This is a genomic window from Pseudomonas monsensis (genome assembly GCF_014268495.2).
In the GTDB taxonomy this organism is placed as follows: Bacteria; Pseudomonadota; Gammaproteobacteria; order Pseudomonadales; family Pseudomonadaceae; genus Aquipseudomonas; species Aquipseudomonas monsensis.
The window spans coordinates 4,332,858-4,347,527 of sequence record NZ_CP077087.1 but is presented as its reverse complement, the minus strand read 5'-3'; the positions used below and the strand labels follow the sequence as shown (position 1 = coordinate 4,347,527).

The window sequence follows — 14,670 nt, the reverse complement described above, 5'->3', positions numbered from 1 at the left end:
GCGACTCAGACCATCGCCAGCCGCTGCTTGCGTTGTGGCGCCTTGAATACCTCGTCCAGCGCCGCCAGATCCCCGGCCTCCAGTTGCAGCTGCGCCGCTTGTGCATTGAGTTGCACGTGTTCCGGGCGGACAGCCTTGGGAATCGCAATCACACCATCCTGACGCAGAATCCACGCCAGCGAAACCTGTGCCGGGGTCACGCCGTGACGAGCGGCAATCGTGTTCAGTACCGGCTCGGCGAGCATCGCACCAGCCTGACCGATCGGGCAGTAGGCCATCAGCGGCATGCGCTGTTGCTGTGACCACGGCAGCAGGTCGAATTCGATGCCGCGTTCTTCGAGGTTGTACAGCACCTGATTGGTGGCGCAGGCCGAACTGGACAGTTCTTCGAGGTCGTCGACATCGAAATTCGACACGCCCCAACGGCCGATCTTGCCGTCCGCGCGCAGACGTTCGAAGGCTTCGACGGTTTCTTCCAGTGGGTACTGGCCGCGCCAATGCAGCAGATAGAGGTCGATGTAATCGGTGCCGAGCCGCCGCAGGCTGCGCTCGCACGCCTGGGGGATGCCTGTGCGACTGGCGTTGTGCGGGTAGACCTTGCTGACCAGAAATACCCGGTCGCGCAGGCCGGCGATGGCTTGGCCGACGACTGCTTCGGCACCGCCCTCGGCGTACATTTCTGCGGTGTCGATCAGGGTCATGCCCAGTTCGATACCTTGGCGCAACGCAGCCACTTCACGCGTGTGCGCTGCACGGTCTTCGCCCATGTGCCAGGTGCCCTGGCCAATCACTGGAACCTGCACGCCTGCGAGTTCGAGGGTACGCATGCCAACCTCCTGTGCTGATGGTCGATACCTTAGTGGGCAGCAGGATAGCGCAGGGGTTCCATGGGGTTCAAAAGCAAGAGATCGCAGCCTGTATTTTGCATTTCGCTCTCTTTCTTTATTCCTCTACCCGTACAAGTGCGCAAGAAGTTGCGCAGTGCTTTGCCTGTTTTCCAGCCGGTAAGTCTCTGCAGGCCACGTAGATCGTTACTCATGACAAAATGCAGGCGCATCACCTCATCCCCGAGGAAGTATGGGGACGGCAAGCCAGTTTCTTCTTGGATATAGGGATGGGTGGAGAGCGGGATAAGAAAGAAAACGGTTTGTTGATGCCCGACAGTGCGGATCAGGCTAAGAAAACCAAGCGCGTTTTTTACCATTGCGGATCGCAGGGTAAGGTCTATAGCCCGATGGTTAACAACATGGTAACGACCGTCAAAAGCAAATATGAGGCTGGTGTCATCGACGAAGCACAGGCGCGAACTCAGATATCCGCGATACAGACAAGATTAAGAGCAAGCCTTTCGGTGCCTGGCACAAAACAACGCCGACTTAGATAAGCAAGGAGAAGGGTTTATGGAATATTACGTGCTTTCTCAAAAGGAAGAGCCTGGTTGCCCGGCTGGCTTCTTACAGGCAGATCTCTACGATAAATTTTACTCAGATACCAAAGGTGTCGAGCATGGCTTTTTTCCTTGGTATGCGGAGAAAATCCATTACAAAACACACACGCCCTATCCAGAAGGTATGGTGCTTATTTCTAAAGATAAGTTCTATGATTTCGATATACGCAGTGTGGCGCGTTTCTACATAGTCAGTGATGATTTCATGTCTGTTTGTAGCGAACTGGACGTAGGTGTTACTGACGCTGTGCCTATTCAAGTGGTTTCCAAAGGTGGGGAAACTATTTCATCAAAAAGCTACAATGCCGTACTTTTTGAAGAGTTGGATGCGCGCTCGGAGACTGATCCTGCTTCTACTTTCATAGAAGAGGATGGGTTGATTTTCAGGTTCAAAAAATTGGTATTACCTCCCGACTTCAAGCGTGATCTGTTCAAATTCAAGGGGTTGATTTCAGGAAGTAATACACCTATTTGCTCGCGCATATTCAAAGAGCTTGCAAAAGATATTAAAGGAGTAAATTTTACGCCTTTGGAAAGCGTTCTTTGGTCGGCTATCAAGCCAATTTGAATGTGAAAGGTTGACGCAGTTGCAATCACCAGTGAATTCCGCGCGGCTTGCTTACGGATTGCGAGCCTTCGTGAAGGTCAAGCAGTTTGTCATTGCGATCAACCAGCGTGATTCTCAACGGGCGAAAAATTCATCATCGATACCCAAGGGTCAGAAGACATTTGGATGCCTGAGTAACTTGGTCAAAGGAGTGACAACATGAAAGACGCCATTCGCTTGGGCGACTCCACAACCCATGGTGGCAAGGTGCTCGAAGCCTTCTCCCGAACCGACCTCAACGGCAAGCCCATCGCCGGGCTTGGTCACAAAGTCAGCTGTCCTCTGTGCAAAGGCATTTTTCCGATAACCGAAGGTAGCAGCACCTACACCGTCGATGGCACGCCCATCGCGCTGGACGGCATGAAGACCGCCTGCGGGGCCGCGCTGATTGCCAGTGGCCCGAAAGGAGCGGTGGTCAGTTGAATTCGCGAGGGTGAGCTCTTCGTTCGCTCTCATGAATACCGCAAGTAAACAACCTGGCTTCATCCATTAAAGGAATAAACATGAAGAACACCGCTTTGATCCTCGCACTGATCGCCGCTATCGGCACTGTCAATGTCGCTCACGCAGAAGAGCTGGATGCCGCTACGTTGAAAGGGATGTACGACACTGGGCGCAACATGTCCGGGCTGATTAACCATTGCGTGGACAAGGGCTTCCTGAAAGCTGAAAGCACAGTGAACGCCAATAAAATGGTGGCGTATGTTGCCGGTGTTCCAGGTCAGATGGACAAAAGCGATGGCGACAAGAATGAGGCCCATGGTCGTAAGGGTGAGGTGTTTGCCGATGGTGAATACAAAAGCCTGGAGGCCAATCTGCCGCCGAGTCTGACGCTCAAGCAATGGTGCGCGCAGGCGGATCAAGGCATGCGCCAGGGATTGGAGCGTGTGGGGCTGTAATCCATCGAGCGTTCCCACGCTCTGCGTGGGAACGATCAGCGTTGGAGGTTATTTAGCGGAGAACTTCAGCACCACGCTCTGCTTATAAGCCTGCCCCGGATCAAGCCGAGTACTCGGGAAATTCGGCTGATTCGGCGAATCCGGATAGTGCTGTGTCTCCAGGGTAAACGCGCCCCAGTGCGGATAGACCTTGCCACCCTTGCCCTTGACCGTGCCGTCGAGGAAGTTACTGGTGTAGAACTGCAAGCCAGGTTCCGTGGTGAACAGCTGCAGAACGCGACCGGACTGCGGGTCACTCACCTCAGTGGCAACCTTACTGATATCGCCCTTGGTATCCAGCGCCCAGTTGAAATCAAACCCACCCTGTTTTGGCTCGGCAAATTTCAGCTGCGGATGATCAGCCTTGATGTGCGTACCGATCGCGGTTGGTTTGCTGAAATCCATTGGCGTGCCCGCCACGGGGGCCAGTTCGCCGGTCGGGATCAGCTTGGCGGTGACCGGGGTGTAATGACTGGCGTGCAAGGTCGCGACCTGTTTGAGAATGTCGCCATTGCCGGCGCCGGCGAGATTGAAGTAGCTGTGGTTGGTCAGGTTGAGCACGGTCGGCTTGTCGGTGCTGGCCTTGTAGTCGATGCGCAGTTCGTTGTTGTCGGTGAGGCGATAGGTCACCTCGGTGGTGAGGTTGCCGGGGAAACCCATTTCACCGTCCGCCGACAGATAAGTCAGGGTCACGCCCACTGAATCCTTGTCCCGGGTTTCCTGCGCCTGCCAGACCTTCTTGTCAAAGCCCAGCGGGCCACCGTGCAGCGCGTTGGTCTTGTCGTTTTGCGGCACTTGATAGCGTTTGCCGTCGAGTTCGAACGCGCCGTCAGCCAGGCGATTGCCGAAGCGCCCGATGGTCGCGCCGAAGTACGCGGTGCCTTTCTGATAGCCCTGCACATCGTCGAAACCAAGCACCACATCGTCGAACTTGCCGTGCTTGTCGGCGACTTTCAGCGATTGCAGGGTCGCGCCGTAGGTGATGACGGTGGCTTGCATACCGTGGCTGTTGCGCAAGATGTATTGCTCGACGGGCGTGCCGTCATTGGTTTTACCGAAAGCCTTGTGTTCAGCGCTGAGGCCGGCTGCGTTAGCGGAAAGGGTGGCGATCATCAGGGACAGTCCGAGGCCGGATAACAGGTGACGGGATTGAAGCATGGTAGACCTTCCTTTTTTGTTGTTGTTTTCAAATGGCGGATGACCCTGTGCAGGTGTCATCGCAATTAGTCATTCTAATTGAGGTTAAACAGAAGGTTTATAGTTGATTAGTCGGTTATTTCAATAATAAAGACAGACTAATTGTTGGGAGGGGCAGCGCCGAAGGTCGGCTGGTGACGCACGTTACTGCACTTTTGCGCAATCAGCGGCTCTATCCATGGCCAGGATGCGGCGACGCCCGCCGCTCAGGAATGTGTCTGTTCGAGTATTCATGCCGAGAGTTTTTCATCCGATCACTGCGTTTTTTCGTCGCCCATGCCTGCTGCTGGTCTGCCTGTCGTCGCTGATGTTCAGCGGTTGCAGTCATCAGGACGGCAACGGTTTCTTCCATCAGATGCGTGAAGGTCAGCCGCAGGAATTTCTGCAGACCAGTGTCGACCGCATGGCGACCCTGGCAATGCGCGACAACCTCAACAGCCTTTATCGCCTGATGGGCAAGTTGTACCTGCGCAACCCGGAAGAGCTGCGCAAGTCCGGGTTTCTCGACATCAACACCGCCGTCAAACAGGTGCGGCTGGCCATCGAGCAGCAGCAACCGTTGCCGGTGCTCGGCAATCGCAAGGATCTGGCGGCGCTGAGCTATGCGATGAGCCCGGAGTTTCTCGGCGACCGGGTCGGCGCGTTCATCTATGCGATCGGCAGCATGCTGGTCACCGCCCATGGCAATCGCACTGAGTTCTACATGACCGACGCGATCAATCCGACGTTCGTTCACAATGCTGCGCGCAATATCGAAAAAGCTACGTGGATTTTGTCTCAGCGGCAGAACAAGGAAGGTCAGCCGCTGCTGTTTTCCAATGAGATCTCGGAGGAGGGCACCAATCTGAGTTTCGCCACCGAATTCAGCAAGATCGTTGCGCGCCTGGATTTGCTCACGCAGATGCTCGATGAGCGGTATCGGCGGATCGGACTTAATTACGCGCAGAGTTTGCTGTTCCTGAATTTCCTGCCGGTGCAGTGAGTTCGGCGCGGTGATGGCAATCAATGCGGCACAACACCTGTGGGAGCTGGCTTGCCAGCGATGGCGGTGGGTCAGGTAAAACAATGTTGCCTGTCCTGGCCTCATCGCTGGCAAGCCAGCTCCCACAAGTGTTGCGCTGCACATTGACTCAATAGCGAATGCGGTTTTTGTATACAATCTGGCGCCGCTATTGACCAAAATGGAGCCTTACCGTCATGACCGACCCCGCAAGCGCCGATTTCAGCCGCGTCGACCGCACTGCCAGGGCGGACAGACTGCCCTATGCCGCCTTGTTGGCGTTCGCCATGACCGGTTTCATCGCCATCCTCACTGAAACCCTGCCGGCCGGGCTGCTGCCGCAAATCGGCGCCGGGCTCGACGTCAGCGAAGTGCTCGCCGGGCAACTGGTGACCTTGTACGCGCTGGGTTCGATTGTCGCGGCGATTCCGCTGACCGTTGCCACGCGCCGCTGGCCTCGACGGCGGGTATTGTTGCTGACCGTCGGCGGCTTTTTGCTGTTCAACACCATCACCACGTTCTCCAGCCATTACGGTTTGACCCTGGCTTCACGCTTTCTCGCTGGCATGGCGGCGGGGCTGTCGTGGGGGATCATGGCCGGTTACGCCCGCGGCATCGTGCCGGTGCATCAACAGGGCCGGGCACTGGCGATCGCCATGCTCGGTACGCCGGTGGCGTTGTCACTGGGCACGCCGGCGGGAACCTGGCTGGGTAATCTGATCGGCTGGCGCGCTTCGTTCGGGATCATGTCAGCGCTGGCGCTGGTCCTGGCGGCGTGGATTGTCATCGCGGTGCCGGACCGTCCGGGTCAGGCCCGTGCCGAACGTCTGCCGCTGATGCACTCGTTGCGGCTCCCCGGTGTGCGCCCGGTGCTGTTCGTGGTGCTGACATGGATGCTCGGGCACAACATTCTCTACACCTACATTGCGCCGTTTCTGCAGCAGGCCGGTCTGGCCGAGCGCGTTGATCTGGTGCTGCTGGTGTTCGGCCTGTGCTCGCTGCTGGGGATCTGGATCATTGGCCTGCTGGTGGATCGCTGGCTGCGCTGGCTGACGTTGATCAGCCTCGCGGTGTTTGCGTTGATGGCACTGGTGCTGGCACTGGCTGCGCCGTCGCCGCTGATCATTTACGCCTGTATGGCCGTGTGGGGCCTGTCGTTCGGCGGCTCGGCGACGCTGTTGCTGACGGCGGCAGCGGATTCGGCGGGCGAACATGTCGATGTGGTGCAGGCGATGCTCACCACCTCCTGGAACGTGGCGATTGCCGGCGGCGGCTTGTTTGGCGGCTTGTTGCTGGATCGGGCAGGGGTGATGTCGTTTCCGTGGGCACTGCTGATTTTGTCGCTGATTGCCCTGGCCACGGTGTGGATCAACAAAACCCACAGCTTCAAACCGGGCCGGAGGGTGCACTGAGTCTTGTGCATCACCCATTCCCTGCGGGAGCTGGCTTGCCAGCGATTGTGGCGTGTCAGGCAACGGAACAGCTAACTGATACGACCTCATCGCGAGCAAGCCCGCTGCCACAGGTTCCTGCGTCGAGGTCGATATGGCATAACCATAGACCGCATTGATATATGTGGTTATAAGAAAAATCGCTATGCTGCGGGCCAGATTTTTCCTGTCGTTTTTCTGGACGTCTTAATGGAATTGGCAAATTTCGGCCTGGTGATTGCCGGGCTGGTGGTGGGTTTTATTGTCGGCATGACCGGTGTCGGCGGTGGTTCGTTGATGACGCCGATCCTGCTGTGGTTCGGCATCAACCCGGCAACGGCGGTGGGCACTGACCTGTTGTACGCGGCCATTACCAAATCCAGCGGCGTCCTCGTTCACCGCAAGAACAAAAACATCGACTGGGCCATCACCGGCTGGCTGACCCTCGGCAGCGTGCCGGCGGTGGCCATGACCTTGTGGTTTCTCAGCACCCTGCACACCGCCCCTGAGGCGATGAACGCGATCATCAAGCAAGCCCTGGGCTACGTGCTGTTCGCCACGGCATTGGCGATTCTGTTCAAGAAACGCTTGCTGGCATTCGCCCACAAACGCGCGGGCGGCAACTACAATCCGAACGGTGTGCGCCTGAACGTGATGACGGTGATCACCGGTCTGATCCTCGGCACCATGGTCGCCCTGACCTCGATCGGCGCTGGAGCCCTCGGCACGGTCGCGTTGTTCATTCTCTATCCGCTGCTGCCGACCCGACGTCTGGTCGGCACCGAAATCGCCCACGCCGTACCGCTGACCCTGGTCGCCGGCCTTGGCCACGCGAGCATGGGCAACATGGATTGGGGCGTGCTGGGCTTCCTGCTGATGGGCTCGCTGCCGGGCATCTGGCTCGGCAGCCACCTGACCGGGCGCATTTCCGATGAAGTGCTGCGCCCGTGCCTGGCGACCATGCTGTTGTTGATCGGCTACAAGCTGGCGTTCTGAACCGGCCATGCCTGAAACCACCGTCTATTGCGAAGGTCGTCTCGCCATCACCGTTGAACCGCGTGAGATGCGCATGAGCCATTGGCTGTATGCGCCGCGGGTAGTCGATGTGCAGCGTCAGCGAGTGCTGCTGGATCTGAGTGAGAGCCTGTGGGATTTGCTCGGTACCGTCGATGAGGCTGCCGATAGCATCGGGCTGGTGCTGCGCAAGTACCCGGGCGATCGGGCGTCGGTGATGCTGAGCGTTGAACTCGACAGTGGTGAACTCAAGCTCGGCGGACAACCCGTCGCCCCTTCGCAATTACTCTCGGCGCTCGATTCAATCCTCGCCTGATGCTGCACTAACCTTGCTCCCTCACCACAAGGTTAGTGTTTGATCACATACTTCATGACCGTCACCGGCAGGTCGTCGTACACCAGTTCCTCTATCACCTCCCAACCCAGCTGCGCATACAGCGATTGCGCCGCGTCGGTGTACAGATACAACTGCGACACGCCGAGCGCCGCCGCTTCATCGACGATCCTGCTGACCAATTGCGATGCGACCCCGCGTCCCCGATCCTCAGCCTTCACATAAACCCCTGCCAGCCACGGCGTCAGTTGCGGGCGGATCTTCATGTCGCTGTCGATCAGCAGCGCACCACCGAGCAATCTGCCATCCTCGATGGCCACCACCACGCTGGGAATCGCGCCCTTGCCGCAGGCTGCGCGCATCCGTTCGGTGCGGGCCTCAAGGGTATCGCCGGGGCGGAACTCGCCCCATTCCTTGAAATTGAGTTCGGCCAGTTCTTCAATCAGATGCGGGTGATCGCACAGGTAGTCGATGTACATACGCAGAACTCCTTTTCGTCGGTGAACAGCCACCCTAATGCGGTCATCAAAGGTAATCAAATCCACGTCACGATTGCGTGCAGCTGGTTGCGCAATGTCGTGGCTGTCCTAAGCTTCTGACAAGGCGAAACATATTTGCCGGGCGTGCCCGGAACAATCGCCACGATGCGCAATCATTAGAGCGTGGATATCAAAAGGAGATGCGCATGCTCATCAGGTCACTGACCCTGACACTCTTGCTGGCGATTGCCGGCCCCTTGTTCGCCGCAGATAACGATTCGCCCATCGCCGGGGATATGGGCAGATCCCGACCATTGATCGTGATTGCCTCCAGTACCGTCGATCCGGTATGGGTAGGCCTGAAAAAATCGCTGGAAGATCCCGCGAACAAGAAGGGCATCGCCGACCGCAATATCAAGGTCTACACCATCCTCAATATGGCCGGTCAACTCGACGGCAAGGACCTCGGCCAGCAGGACACCATGGCCTTGTTGCGCTCGCTGAAGCTGGGCGCCGGGGCTTATCCGAAGGTGTTCCTGTTGGGCAAGGACGGCGAGACCAAGCTCTCGGCCTCGGGCGATGAAGCAAAATCGGTGGACCTGAAGAAAATCTTCGACACGGTCGATGCACTGCCAGCCACCGAGAAGGACATCGCCCCACCGTCTGTGGCGACGCCCCCCGCGACTACCGAACCGGCCACGACGAAAGGCGCCAAAAACGCCAAGCCGACCAAACCGGCCAAGCCACCTGAAATGCCGGATGATTGATGAGTAGCACCCTGTGTGTGGGGCTAGCCCGCGAAGAGGTCAGTACAGTCGACATCAGCTTTGACTGACAAGTCGCCTTTGCGGGAACTGGAAAATGGGCGACCTGTGCAGGTCGCCCATTTTTTATTGCCTGGTACAAAGCCCGTGGCTCGCGGTCAGTGAGTGACCGCGCTGAGGATTTTGTGGGCGATCTTCACCCGCTCAGGAATCGGGAAGTTCTTGTTGGCCATGATCACGATGCCAACATCCCTGGCTGGCACAAACGCCACGTAAGTCCCGAATCCACCGGTCGAGCCGGTCTTGTTGATCAGCACGTCAGCCGGTTGCGGTCGCGGTGGATTCAGCCACTGCACCTTGTGCGCTTCCATGGCCATTTCCGTCGAATTGCCCGCGAGCAAGCGATCGAGGCTGATCGGGTAGCGATACATTTCCCAACCCAGGCCCTGGGTCATATCGCCGACGGTGTAATAACCGGTGTGGGTGTTGGCGATGGTTTTTTGCAGGGACGCTTCAAGCGTTTCAGGTTTCAGGTTGGCCTGAACGTAACGCAGCATGTCCACCGCACTGGTTTTAACGCCATAGGCTTGCGAGTCCAGCGCACCGGACGTGACGCGAACCGGTTTGTCGTGCTTGTCATAGCCCTGCGCATACAGGTCCATTTGGCTGGCGGGAACGCTGAGGTAGGTGTGTTGCAGGCCCAGTTTCGGCAGCAGGGTTTGCGTCATCGCCTGATCAAAAGGCTGGCCGAGGGTTTTCGCCGCCAGATAGCCGAACAGGCCCAGGCTCGGGTTGGAGTACTGGCGATGGCTGCCGGCAGGATAGACCGGTTTCCATTGCTGGAAATAGCCGAGCATCTGCTCAGGGGAATCCGCTTCGCTCGGGAATTGCAGAGGCAAGCCGCCGGCGCTGTAGGTGCCCAGTTGCAACACACTGATGTTGTCGAAGGCACTGCCTTGGAGCGCGGGCCAGAGCGTGCTGGCCTTGGTCGCCAGGTCGAGTTTGCCGTTGGCCTGGGCGTAACCGGCGAGGGTGGCGGTGAAGGTTTTGCTCACCGAGCCGATTTCGAACAGGGTGTTTTCGCTGACTTTTTGTCCGGTATCTTTGGTGGCGACGCCGTAGTTAAAGTAATGCGCTTGGCCGTTGACCGTCAGCGCCACGGTGAGGCCGGGGATGTTCTGTTGTTGCATCACCGGTGTCACCGCCGCGTTGACCAGCGCTTGCAGTTGCGCATCGGAAGGCGGTGCGGCCATGCAGGTCGTCGCGCCAAAAAATAGTCCGAAAGTACTGTAGGAAAAGAGTTTGCCAGGGTTGATGAATGACATGAATGAACCACTCTCCATGAGTGTTGATGATGGTATCCCGCTACACTGCGGGCGATTTCCCCGTCGGGCGACTGATCAGCGCCGCCAATTTAGTCAGCACGGCGCCAATCGACAAACGACGAAAACTCGCAGCAGCCATTAGAAAAATTTGGGACTGAGCATGATTCGACCACAATTGCCGCTCAACGCGCTGCGCGCCTTTGAAGCGTCCGCACGCCATTTGAGCTTCACCCGTGCGGCCGTCGAGTTGTGCGTGACCCAGGCGGCAGTCAGTCATCAGGTGAAAAGCCTCGAAGCGCAGCTCAACGTCACCCTGTTCAAACGCCTGCCCCGCGGGCTGATGCTGACCAGCGAAGGCGAAACCCTGTTGCCGGTGCTGAACAGTTCATTCGATCGAATTGCGCAGATTCTCGAACGTCTTGCCGGTGGGCAATACCGCGAAATGCTGACGGTCGGCGCCGTCGGTACGTTCGCGGTGGGGTGGCTGTTGCCGAGGTTGGCGGACTTCCGGGCGAAACATCCGCTCATAGATTTACGGCTGTCGACCCACAACAATCGCGTGGACGTCGCTGCTGAAGGGCTGGATTACGCGATTCGCTTTGGTGCGGGGGCGTGGCATGGCATTGAAGCGACGCGGTTGCTTGATGCGCCGCTGTCGGTGTTGTGCGTGCCGGAGATCGCCCGGCAACTGCGCACGCCGGGCGATCTGTTGCAGCACACGTTGCTGCGCTCCTATCGCACCGATGAATGGCCGCAATGGTTTCACGCGGCAGGCCTGGCGACCCACGCGGCGCCACCGCAGAGCATTGTCTTTGACTCGTCGCTGGCGATGATGGAGGTGGCATTGCAGGGTAGCGGGGTGGCGCTGGCGCCGCCGCTGATGTTTGCCCGGCAACTGGCGGCCGAGACGATCTGTCAGCCGTTTGCAATCGAGATCACCACCGGGAGTTACTGGTTGACGCGGTTGCAGTCGCGGCCGGAAACGGCGGCGATGTTCGCCTTTAAAAACTGGCTGCTGCAAATCTCTGGTTAATGCAAAACCCCTGTAGGAGTGAGCAGGCTCACTCCTACAGGGCGGCTGGGCGACTCAAAAGCGTCAGCGCACCAGACACGGCCGCTTGTTATCGAATCTCCAGCCCGGAATCAGAAACTGCATCGCCACGCTGTCATCCCGCGCGCCGAGGCCCATGCCTTTATACAGCTCGTGGGCCTTGGCCACCTGATCCATATCCAGCTCCACGCCGAGCCCCGGCTTGTTCGGCACCTGGACACAGCCGTCGACGATTTGCAGCGGTGCCTTGGTCAGGCGCTGACCGTCCTGCCAGATCCAGTGGGTGTCGATGGCCGTGATCTCGCCGGGCGCGGCAGCGGCGACGTGGGTGAACATCGCCAGAGAGATATCGAAGTGATTGTTGGAGTGCGAACCCCAGGTCAGGCCCCACTCATGGCACATCTGCGCCACGCGCACCGAACCTTGCATGGTCCAGAAGTGCGGGTCGGCCAAGGGAATGTCCACTGACTGCAGCTGGATGGCGTGGCCCATTTCGCGCCAGTCGGTGGCAATCATGTTGGTCGCGGTTTTCAGCCCGGTGGCGCGGCGGAATTCAGCCATGACTTCGCGCCCCGAATAACCGTTTTCCGCACCGCACGGGTCTTCGGCGTAAGCCAGCACGTGGTGTTGATCGCGGCACAGGCGGATCGCTTCTTTCAAGGACCAGGCGCCATTCGGATCGAGGGTGATGCGTGCATCCGGGAAGCGTTCGGCGAGGGCGGTGACCGCTTCGATTTCCGCATCGCCGCTGAGCACGCCACCCTTGAGTTTGAAGTCCTTGAAACCGTATTTCGCATGGGCCGCTTCGGCGAGGCGCACCACCGCTTCGGCGGTCATGGCGTGCTCGTGTCGCACGCGAAACCAGTCATTATCGGCATCCGGTTCGCTGCGGTAGGCGAGGTCGGTTTCGCGCTGATCACCGACATAGAACAGGTAACCGAGCATCTTCACTTCATCACGTTGCTGGCCTTCGCCAAGCAGCGCCGCAACCGGTACGTCGAGGTGCTGGCCGAGCAGATCGAGCAGGGCCGCTTCAAGACCGGTGACGGCGTGAATGGTGATGCGCAGGTCAAAAGTCTGCAGGCCGCGGCCACCGGCATCGCGGTCGGCGAAGGTCTGGCGCACTTGATTGAGGATCTTCTGATAGGTGCCGATCGGGCTGCCGACCACCAGGCTGCGCGCATCTTCCAGGGTCTGGCGAATGCGTTCGCCGCCGGGCACCTCGCCGACGCCGGTATGGCCGGCGTTGTCTTTGAGAATGACGAGGTTGCGGGTAAAGAACGGCCCGTGGGCGCCGCTCAGGTTGAGCAGCATGCCGTCGTGGCCGGCCACCGGGATGACGTGCATGTCGGTGATGATCGGGGCTTTGGCAGTGTCGTGTGCGGTCATGTTTTTATCCTTCTGATACAGCGTTCAGGCGTGCTTTGGCGCGGGCTCGGCCACGGGGAGGTCAGCAGCGGGTTTGGGCGTGGTGCGCGCAGCGAAGACGATGATCGCGGCAATGATCGAGGTCGCGGCCAAACCGTAGAGGCCGCCCTGAATCGAGCCGGTGTGTTCTTCGAGCAGGCCGAAGGTGGTCGGCGCGACGAAACCGCCGAGGTTGCCCACCGAGTTGATCAGCGCAATCACCGCTGCGGCGATGCGAGCGTCCAGATACGCCTGGGGAATCGGCCAGAACAGCGACGAGGCGGATTTGAACCCGAGTGCCGCAAAGCAGATGGCGACGAAGGCGAAAATCGGCCCGCCGGTAGTGGACATGAACATTCCTGCGGCGGCGATCAGCAGCGCGGTGGCGACCCACGCCTGCTGGTGTTTCCACTTGGCCGAGAACGCAGCGAAGGTGTACATGCCGATGATCGACAGCAGCCACGGAATCGAGTTGAACAGGCCGACCTGGAAGTCGCTCATCTCGCCCATTTTCTTGATGATGCTTGGCAGCCAGAAGGTCGCCGCATAAATGGTCAGCTGGATGAAGAAGTAGATCAGGCAGAACAGCAGGATCTGCCGGTCCTTGAGCAGTTTGCCCAGTGAAGGACGGATGGGCGTTGCGGCTTCGCGGGCCTTTTGTTCATCGTCGATGGCATTGACCAGCGCATCCTGTTCGGCGCGGGTGAGCCATTTGGCGTCGTGGGGTTTGGCGTCGAGCCAGAACCAGACAAATACACAGAGCCCGACCGAAAACATCCCCTCAATGAAGTACATCCATTGCCAACCGTGCATGCCCAGGCCGTTGATTTGCAGGAGCAGGCCGGACAGCGGACCGGAGATCAGCGAGGCCACGGCGGAGCCGCTGAGGAAGATCGCAATCGCCTTGCCGCGCTCGACGCCGGGCAGCCAGCGGGTGAAGTAGTAGATCACCCCAGGGAAGAACCCGGCTTCGGCCACGCCGAGTAAAAAGCGCAACACATAGAAGTGGGTTTCGTTCTGGATGAACGCCATGCCGGCTGCGACCAGGCCCCAGGTGAGCATGATGCGGGTCAGCCAGATGCGTGCGCCGACTTTCTGCAGAAGCATGTTGGAAGGCACTTCGAACAGCGCGTAGCCGATGAAGAACAGACCGGCGCCGAAGCCGTAGGCGGCGGCACCAATGCCCAGATCGTGTTCCATGTGAGTGCGGACGAAACCGATGTTCACCCGGTCAATGTAATTGACGATGAACATGATCACGAAGAGCGGCAGGACGTGGCGTTTCACTTTCGAGATGGCGGACGCGAGCGTCGAATCGACGCCCTCGTGCATCCCGGAGACGGAGGTTTTCACTTGGTTTTCTCCCACTGATTATTTTTATGCGGGGTAGGGCTGGTGCTGCTTTGTTGATAGACATCATACAACCTGAAATTTTTGTCCTACAAGTGGGGCGATGCAATTAAATTTGTCTGGAGCCGGTTCTTTTTATGCTTTTTTGCTTTTATATGGCGTATCTATTGGGATTTTTCGCAGTGAGTGGAGCGCTGAAGCTGCACGCTATCGTCTTTTGCTGATGTGAGCGCGCTGGTTTTTTGGCAACTTCCATAAAGATATTTGAGTGTTGTCATACAAGTGGTTCAGGATTTTTAGCGCTAAAATCAACCTCGTCCCGCACTG

General features: G+C 58.4%; 16 protein-coding genes. 10 read left to right on the top strand and 6 right to left on the bottom strand.

All coding sequences use genetic code 11. The features are described from left to right. Positions 1-5 precede the first annotated feature (5 nt). A complete protein-coding gene (locus HV782_RS19135; RefSeq protein ID WP_186748126.1) occupies positions 6-827 on the bottom strand; it encodes an aldo/keto reductase in 822 nt (273 codons plus the stop codon). A gap of 218 nt (positions 828-1,045) precedes the next feature. Between HV782_RS19135 and HV782_RS28825 the strand changes: the two genes are divergently transcribed. The 4 genes from HV782_RS28825 to HV782_RS19115 all read left to right on the top strand — a co-directional run bounded on the left by HV782_RS28825 (position 1,046) and on the right by HV782_RS19115 (position 2,953). Next, positions 1,046-1,384: an AHH domain-containing protein gene (locus HV782_RS28825; RefSeq protein ID WP_186748125.1), complete on the top strand. Its 339-nt coding sequence runs from the start codon at positions 1,046-1,048 to the stop codon at positions 1,382-1,384. A 16-nt stretch (positions 1,385-1,400) separates the two neighbouring features. Then, the gene (locus HV782_RS19125; protein WP_186748124.1) at positions 1,401-2,015 is read left to right on the top strand and encodes an Imm43 family immunity protein; all 615 of its coding nucleotides are present in this window, start codon (positions 1,401-1,403) and stop codon (positions 2,013-2,015) included. Between the two features lie 198 nt (positions 2,016-2,213). Next, on the top strand, positions 2,214-2,477 hold the full coding sequence (locus HV782_RS19120) for a PAAR domain-containing protein (RefSeq protein ID WP_128615138.1): 264 nt from the start codon (positions 2,214-2,216) through the stop codon (positions 2,475-2,477). A gap of 80 nt (positions 2,478-2,557) precedes the next feature. After that, a complete protein-coding gene (locus HV782_RS19115; protein ID WP_123462278.1) occupies positions 2,558-2,953 on the top strand; it encodes a hypothetical protein in 396 nt (131 codons plus the stop codon). 48 nt (positions 2,954-3,001) lie between these two features. On the opposite strand, the gene HV782_RS19110 is transcribed toward HV782_RS19115, so the two are convergent. Continuing rightward, positions 3,002-4,150 carry an aldose epimerase family protein gene (locus HV782_RS19110; protein ID WP_186748123.1) on the bottom strand — a complete coding sequence of 383 codons (1,149 nt, stop codon included), beginning with the start codon at positions 4,148-4,150 and terminating at the stop codon, positions 3,002-3,004. Positions 4,151-4,421: 271 nt separating this feature from the next. Here HV782_RS19110 and HV782_RS19105 point away from each other — a divergent pair, with 271 nt between their 5' ends. From HV782_RS19105 to HV782_RS19090, 4 genes are all read left to right on the top strand, one after another. Beyond that, complete coding sequence (locus tag HV782_RS19105) at positions 4,422-5,171, top strand: hypothetical protein (protein WP_123462282.1); 750 nt, start codon at positions 4,422-4,424, stop codon at positions 5,169-5,171. A gap of 215 nt (positions 5,172-5,386) precedes the next feature. Continuing rightward, entirely contained in the window at positions 5,387-6,601 is a 1,215-nt protein-coding gene (locus HV782_RS19100; RefSeq protein ID WP_186748122.1) for an MFS transporter, read from the top strand. Positions 6,602-6,829: 228 nt separating this feature from the next. Next, positions 6,830-7,615 carry a sulfite exporter TauE/SafE family protein gene (locus tag HV782_RS19095; RefSeq protein WP_186748121.1) on the top strand — a complete coding sequence of 262 codons (786 nt, stop codon included), beginning with the start codon at positions 6,830-6,832 and terminating at the stop codon, positions 7,613-7,615. 7 nt (positions 7,616-7,622) lie between these two features. Further along, the gene (locus HV782_RS19090; protein ID WP_186748120.1) at positions 7,623-7,949 is read left to right on the top strand and encodes a hypothetical protein; all 327 of its coding nucleotides are present in this window, start codon (positions 7,623-7,625) and stop codon (positions 7,947-7,949) included. Positions 7,950-7,981: 32 nt separating this feature from the next. Here HV782_RS19090 and HV782_RS19085 read toward each other — a convergent pair whose 3' ends face one another. Beyond that, positions 7,982-8,446: a GNAT family N-acetyltransferase gene (locus tag HV782_RS19085; RefSeq protein ID WP_186748119.1), complete on the bottom strand. Its 465-nt coding sequence runs from the start codon at positions 8,444-8,446 to the stop codon at positions 7,982-7,984. Between the two features lie 206 nt (positions 8,447-8,652). Between HV782_RS19085 and HV782_RS19080 the strand changes: the two genes are divergently transcribed. Beyond that, positions 8,653-9,213: a DUF4174 domain-containing protein gene (locus HV782_RS19080; protein WP_123462288.1), complete on the top strand. Its 561-nt coding sequence runs from the start codon at positions 8,653-8,655 to the stop codon at positions 9,211-9,213. 155 nt (positions 9,214-9,368) lie between these two features. Here HV782_RS19080 and ampC read toward each other — a convergent pair whose 3' ends face one another. Beyond that, complete coding sequence (gene ampC, locus HV782_RS19075) at positions 9,369-10,463, bottom strand: class C beta-lactamase (protein ID WP_437180134.1); 1,095 nt, start codon at positions 10,461-10,463, stop codon at positions 9,369-9,371. A 232-nt stretch (positions 10,464-10,695) separates the two neighbouring features. Here ampC and HV782_RS19070 point away from each other — a divergent pair, with 232 nt between their 5' ends. Then, positions 10,696-11,568 (top strand): LysR family transcriptional regulator, encoded by an 873-nt coding sequence (locus HV782_RS19070; protein WP_186748117.1) that lies wholly within the window; start codon positions 10,696-10,698, stop codon positions 11,566-11,568. A 63-nt stretch (positions 11,569-11,631) separates the two neighbouring features. On the opposite strand, the gene gudD is transcribed toward HV782_RS19070, so the two are convergent. Beyond that, complete coding sequence (gene gudD / locus HV782_RS19065; protein ID WP_186748116.1) at positions 11,632-12,975, bottom strand: glucarate dehydratase; 1,344 nt, start codon at positions 12,973-12,975, stop codon at positions 11,632-11,634. 24 nt (positions 12,976-12,999) lie between these two features. Beyond that, complete coding sequence (locus HV782_RS19060) at positions 13,000-14,346, bottom strand: MFS transporter (RefSeq protein ID WP_186748115.1); 1,347 nt, start codon at positions 14,344-14,346, stop codon at positions 13,000-13,002. Positions 14,347-14,670: the final 324 nt, after the last annotated feature.

Excerpts from the sequence above, each read along its gene's own strand:
- HV782_RS19105 (WP_123462282.1), top strand. The coding sequence starts at position 4,422 with ATGCCGAGAGTTTTTCATCCGATCACTGCGTTTTTTCGTCGCCCATGC.
- HV782_RS19125 (WP_186748124.1), top strand. The coding sequence starts at position 1,401 with ATGGAATATTACGTGCTTTCTCAAAAGGAAGAGCCTGGTTGCCCGGCT.
- HV782_RS19080 (WP_123462288.1), top strand. The coding sequence starts at position 8,653 with ATGCTCATCAGGTCACTGACCCTGACACTCTTGCTGGCGATTGCCGGC.
- HV782_RS19120 (WP_128615138.1), top strand. The coding sequence starts at position 2,214 with ATGAAAGACGCCATTCGCTTGGGCGACTCCACAACCCATGGTGGCAAG.
- HV782_RS19070 (WP_186748117.1), top strand. The coding sequence starts at position 10,696 with ATGATTCGACCACAATTGCCGCTCAACGCGCTGCGCGCCTTTGAAGCG.
- HV782_RS19100 (WP_186748122.1), top strand. The coding sequence starts at position 5,387 with ATGACCGACCCCGCAAGCGCCGATTTCAGCCGCGTCGACCGCACTGCC.
- HV782_RS28825 (WP_186748125.1), top strand. The coding sequence starts at position 1,046 with ATGCAGGCGCATCACCTCATCCCCGAGGAAGTATGGGGACGGCAAGCC.
- HV782_RS19115 (WP_123462278.1), top strand. The coding sequence starts at position 2,558 with ATGAAGAACACCGCTTTGATCCTCGCACTGATCGCCGCTATCGGCACT.
- HV782_RS19090 (WP_186748120.1), top strand. The coding sequence starts at position 7,623 with ATGCCTGAAACCACCGTCTATTGCGAAGGTCGTCTCGCCATCACCGTT.
- gudD (WP_186748116.1), bottom strand. The coding sequence starts at position 12,975 with ATGACCGCACACGACACTGCCAAAGCCCCGATCATCACCGACATGCAC.
- ampC (WP_437180134.1), bottom strand. The coding sequence starts at position 10,463 with ATGGCCGCACCGCCTTCCGATGCGCAACTGCAAGCGCTGGTCAACGCG.
- HV782_RS19110 (WP_186748123.1), bottom strand. The coding sequence starts at position 4,150 with ATGCTTCAATCCCGTCACCTGTTATCCGGCCTCGGACTGTCCCTGATG.
- HV782_RS19085 (WP_186748119.1), bottom strand. The coding sequence starts at position 8,446 with ATGTACATCGACTACCTGTGCGATCACCCGCATCTGATTGAAGAACTG.
- HV782_RS19095 (WP_186748121.1), top strand. The coding sequence starts at position 6,830 with ATGGAATTGGCAAATTTCGGCCTGGTGATTGCCGGGCTGGTGGTGGGT.
- HV782_RS19135 (WP_186748126.1), bottom strand. The coding sequence starts at position 827 with ATGCGTACCCTCGAACTCGCAGGCGTGCAGGTTCCAGTGATTGGCCAG.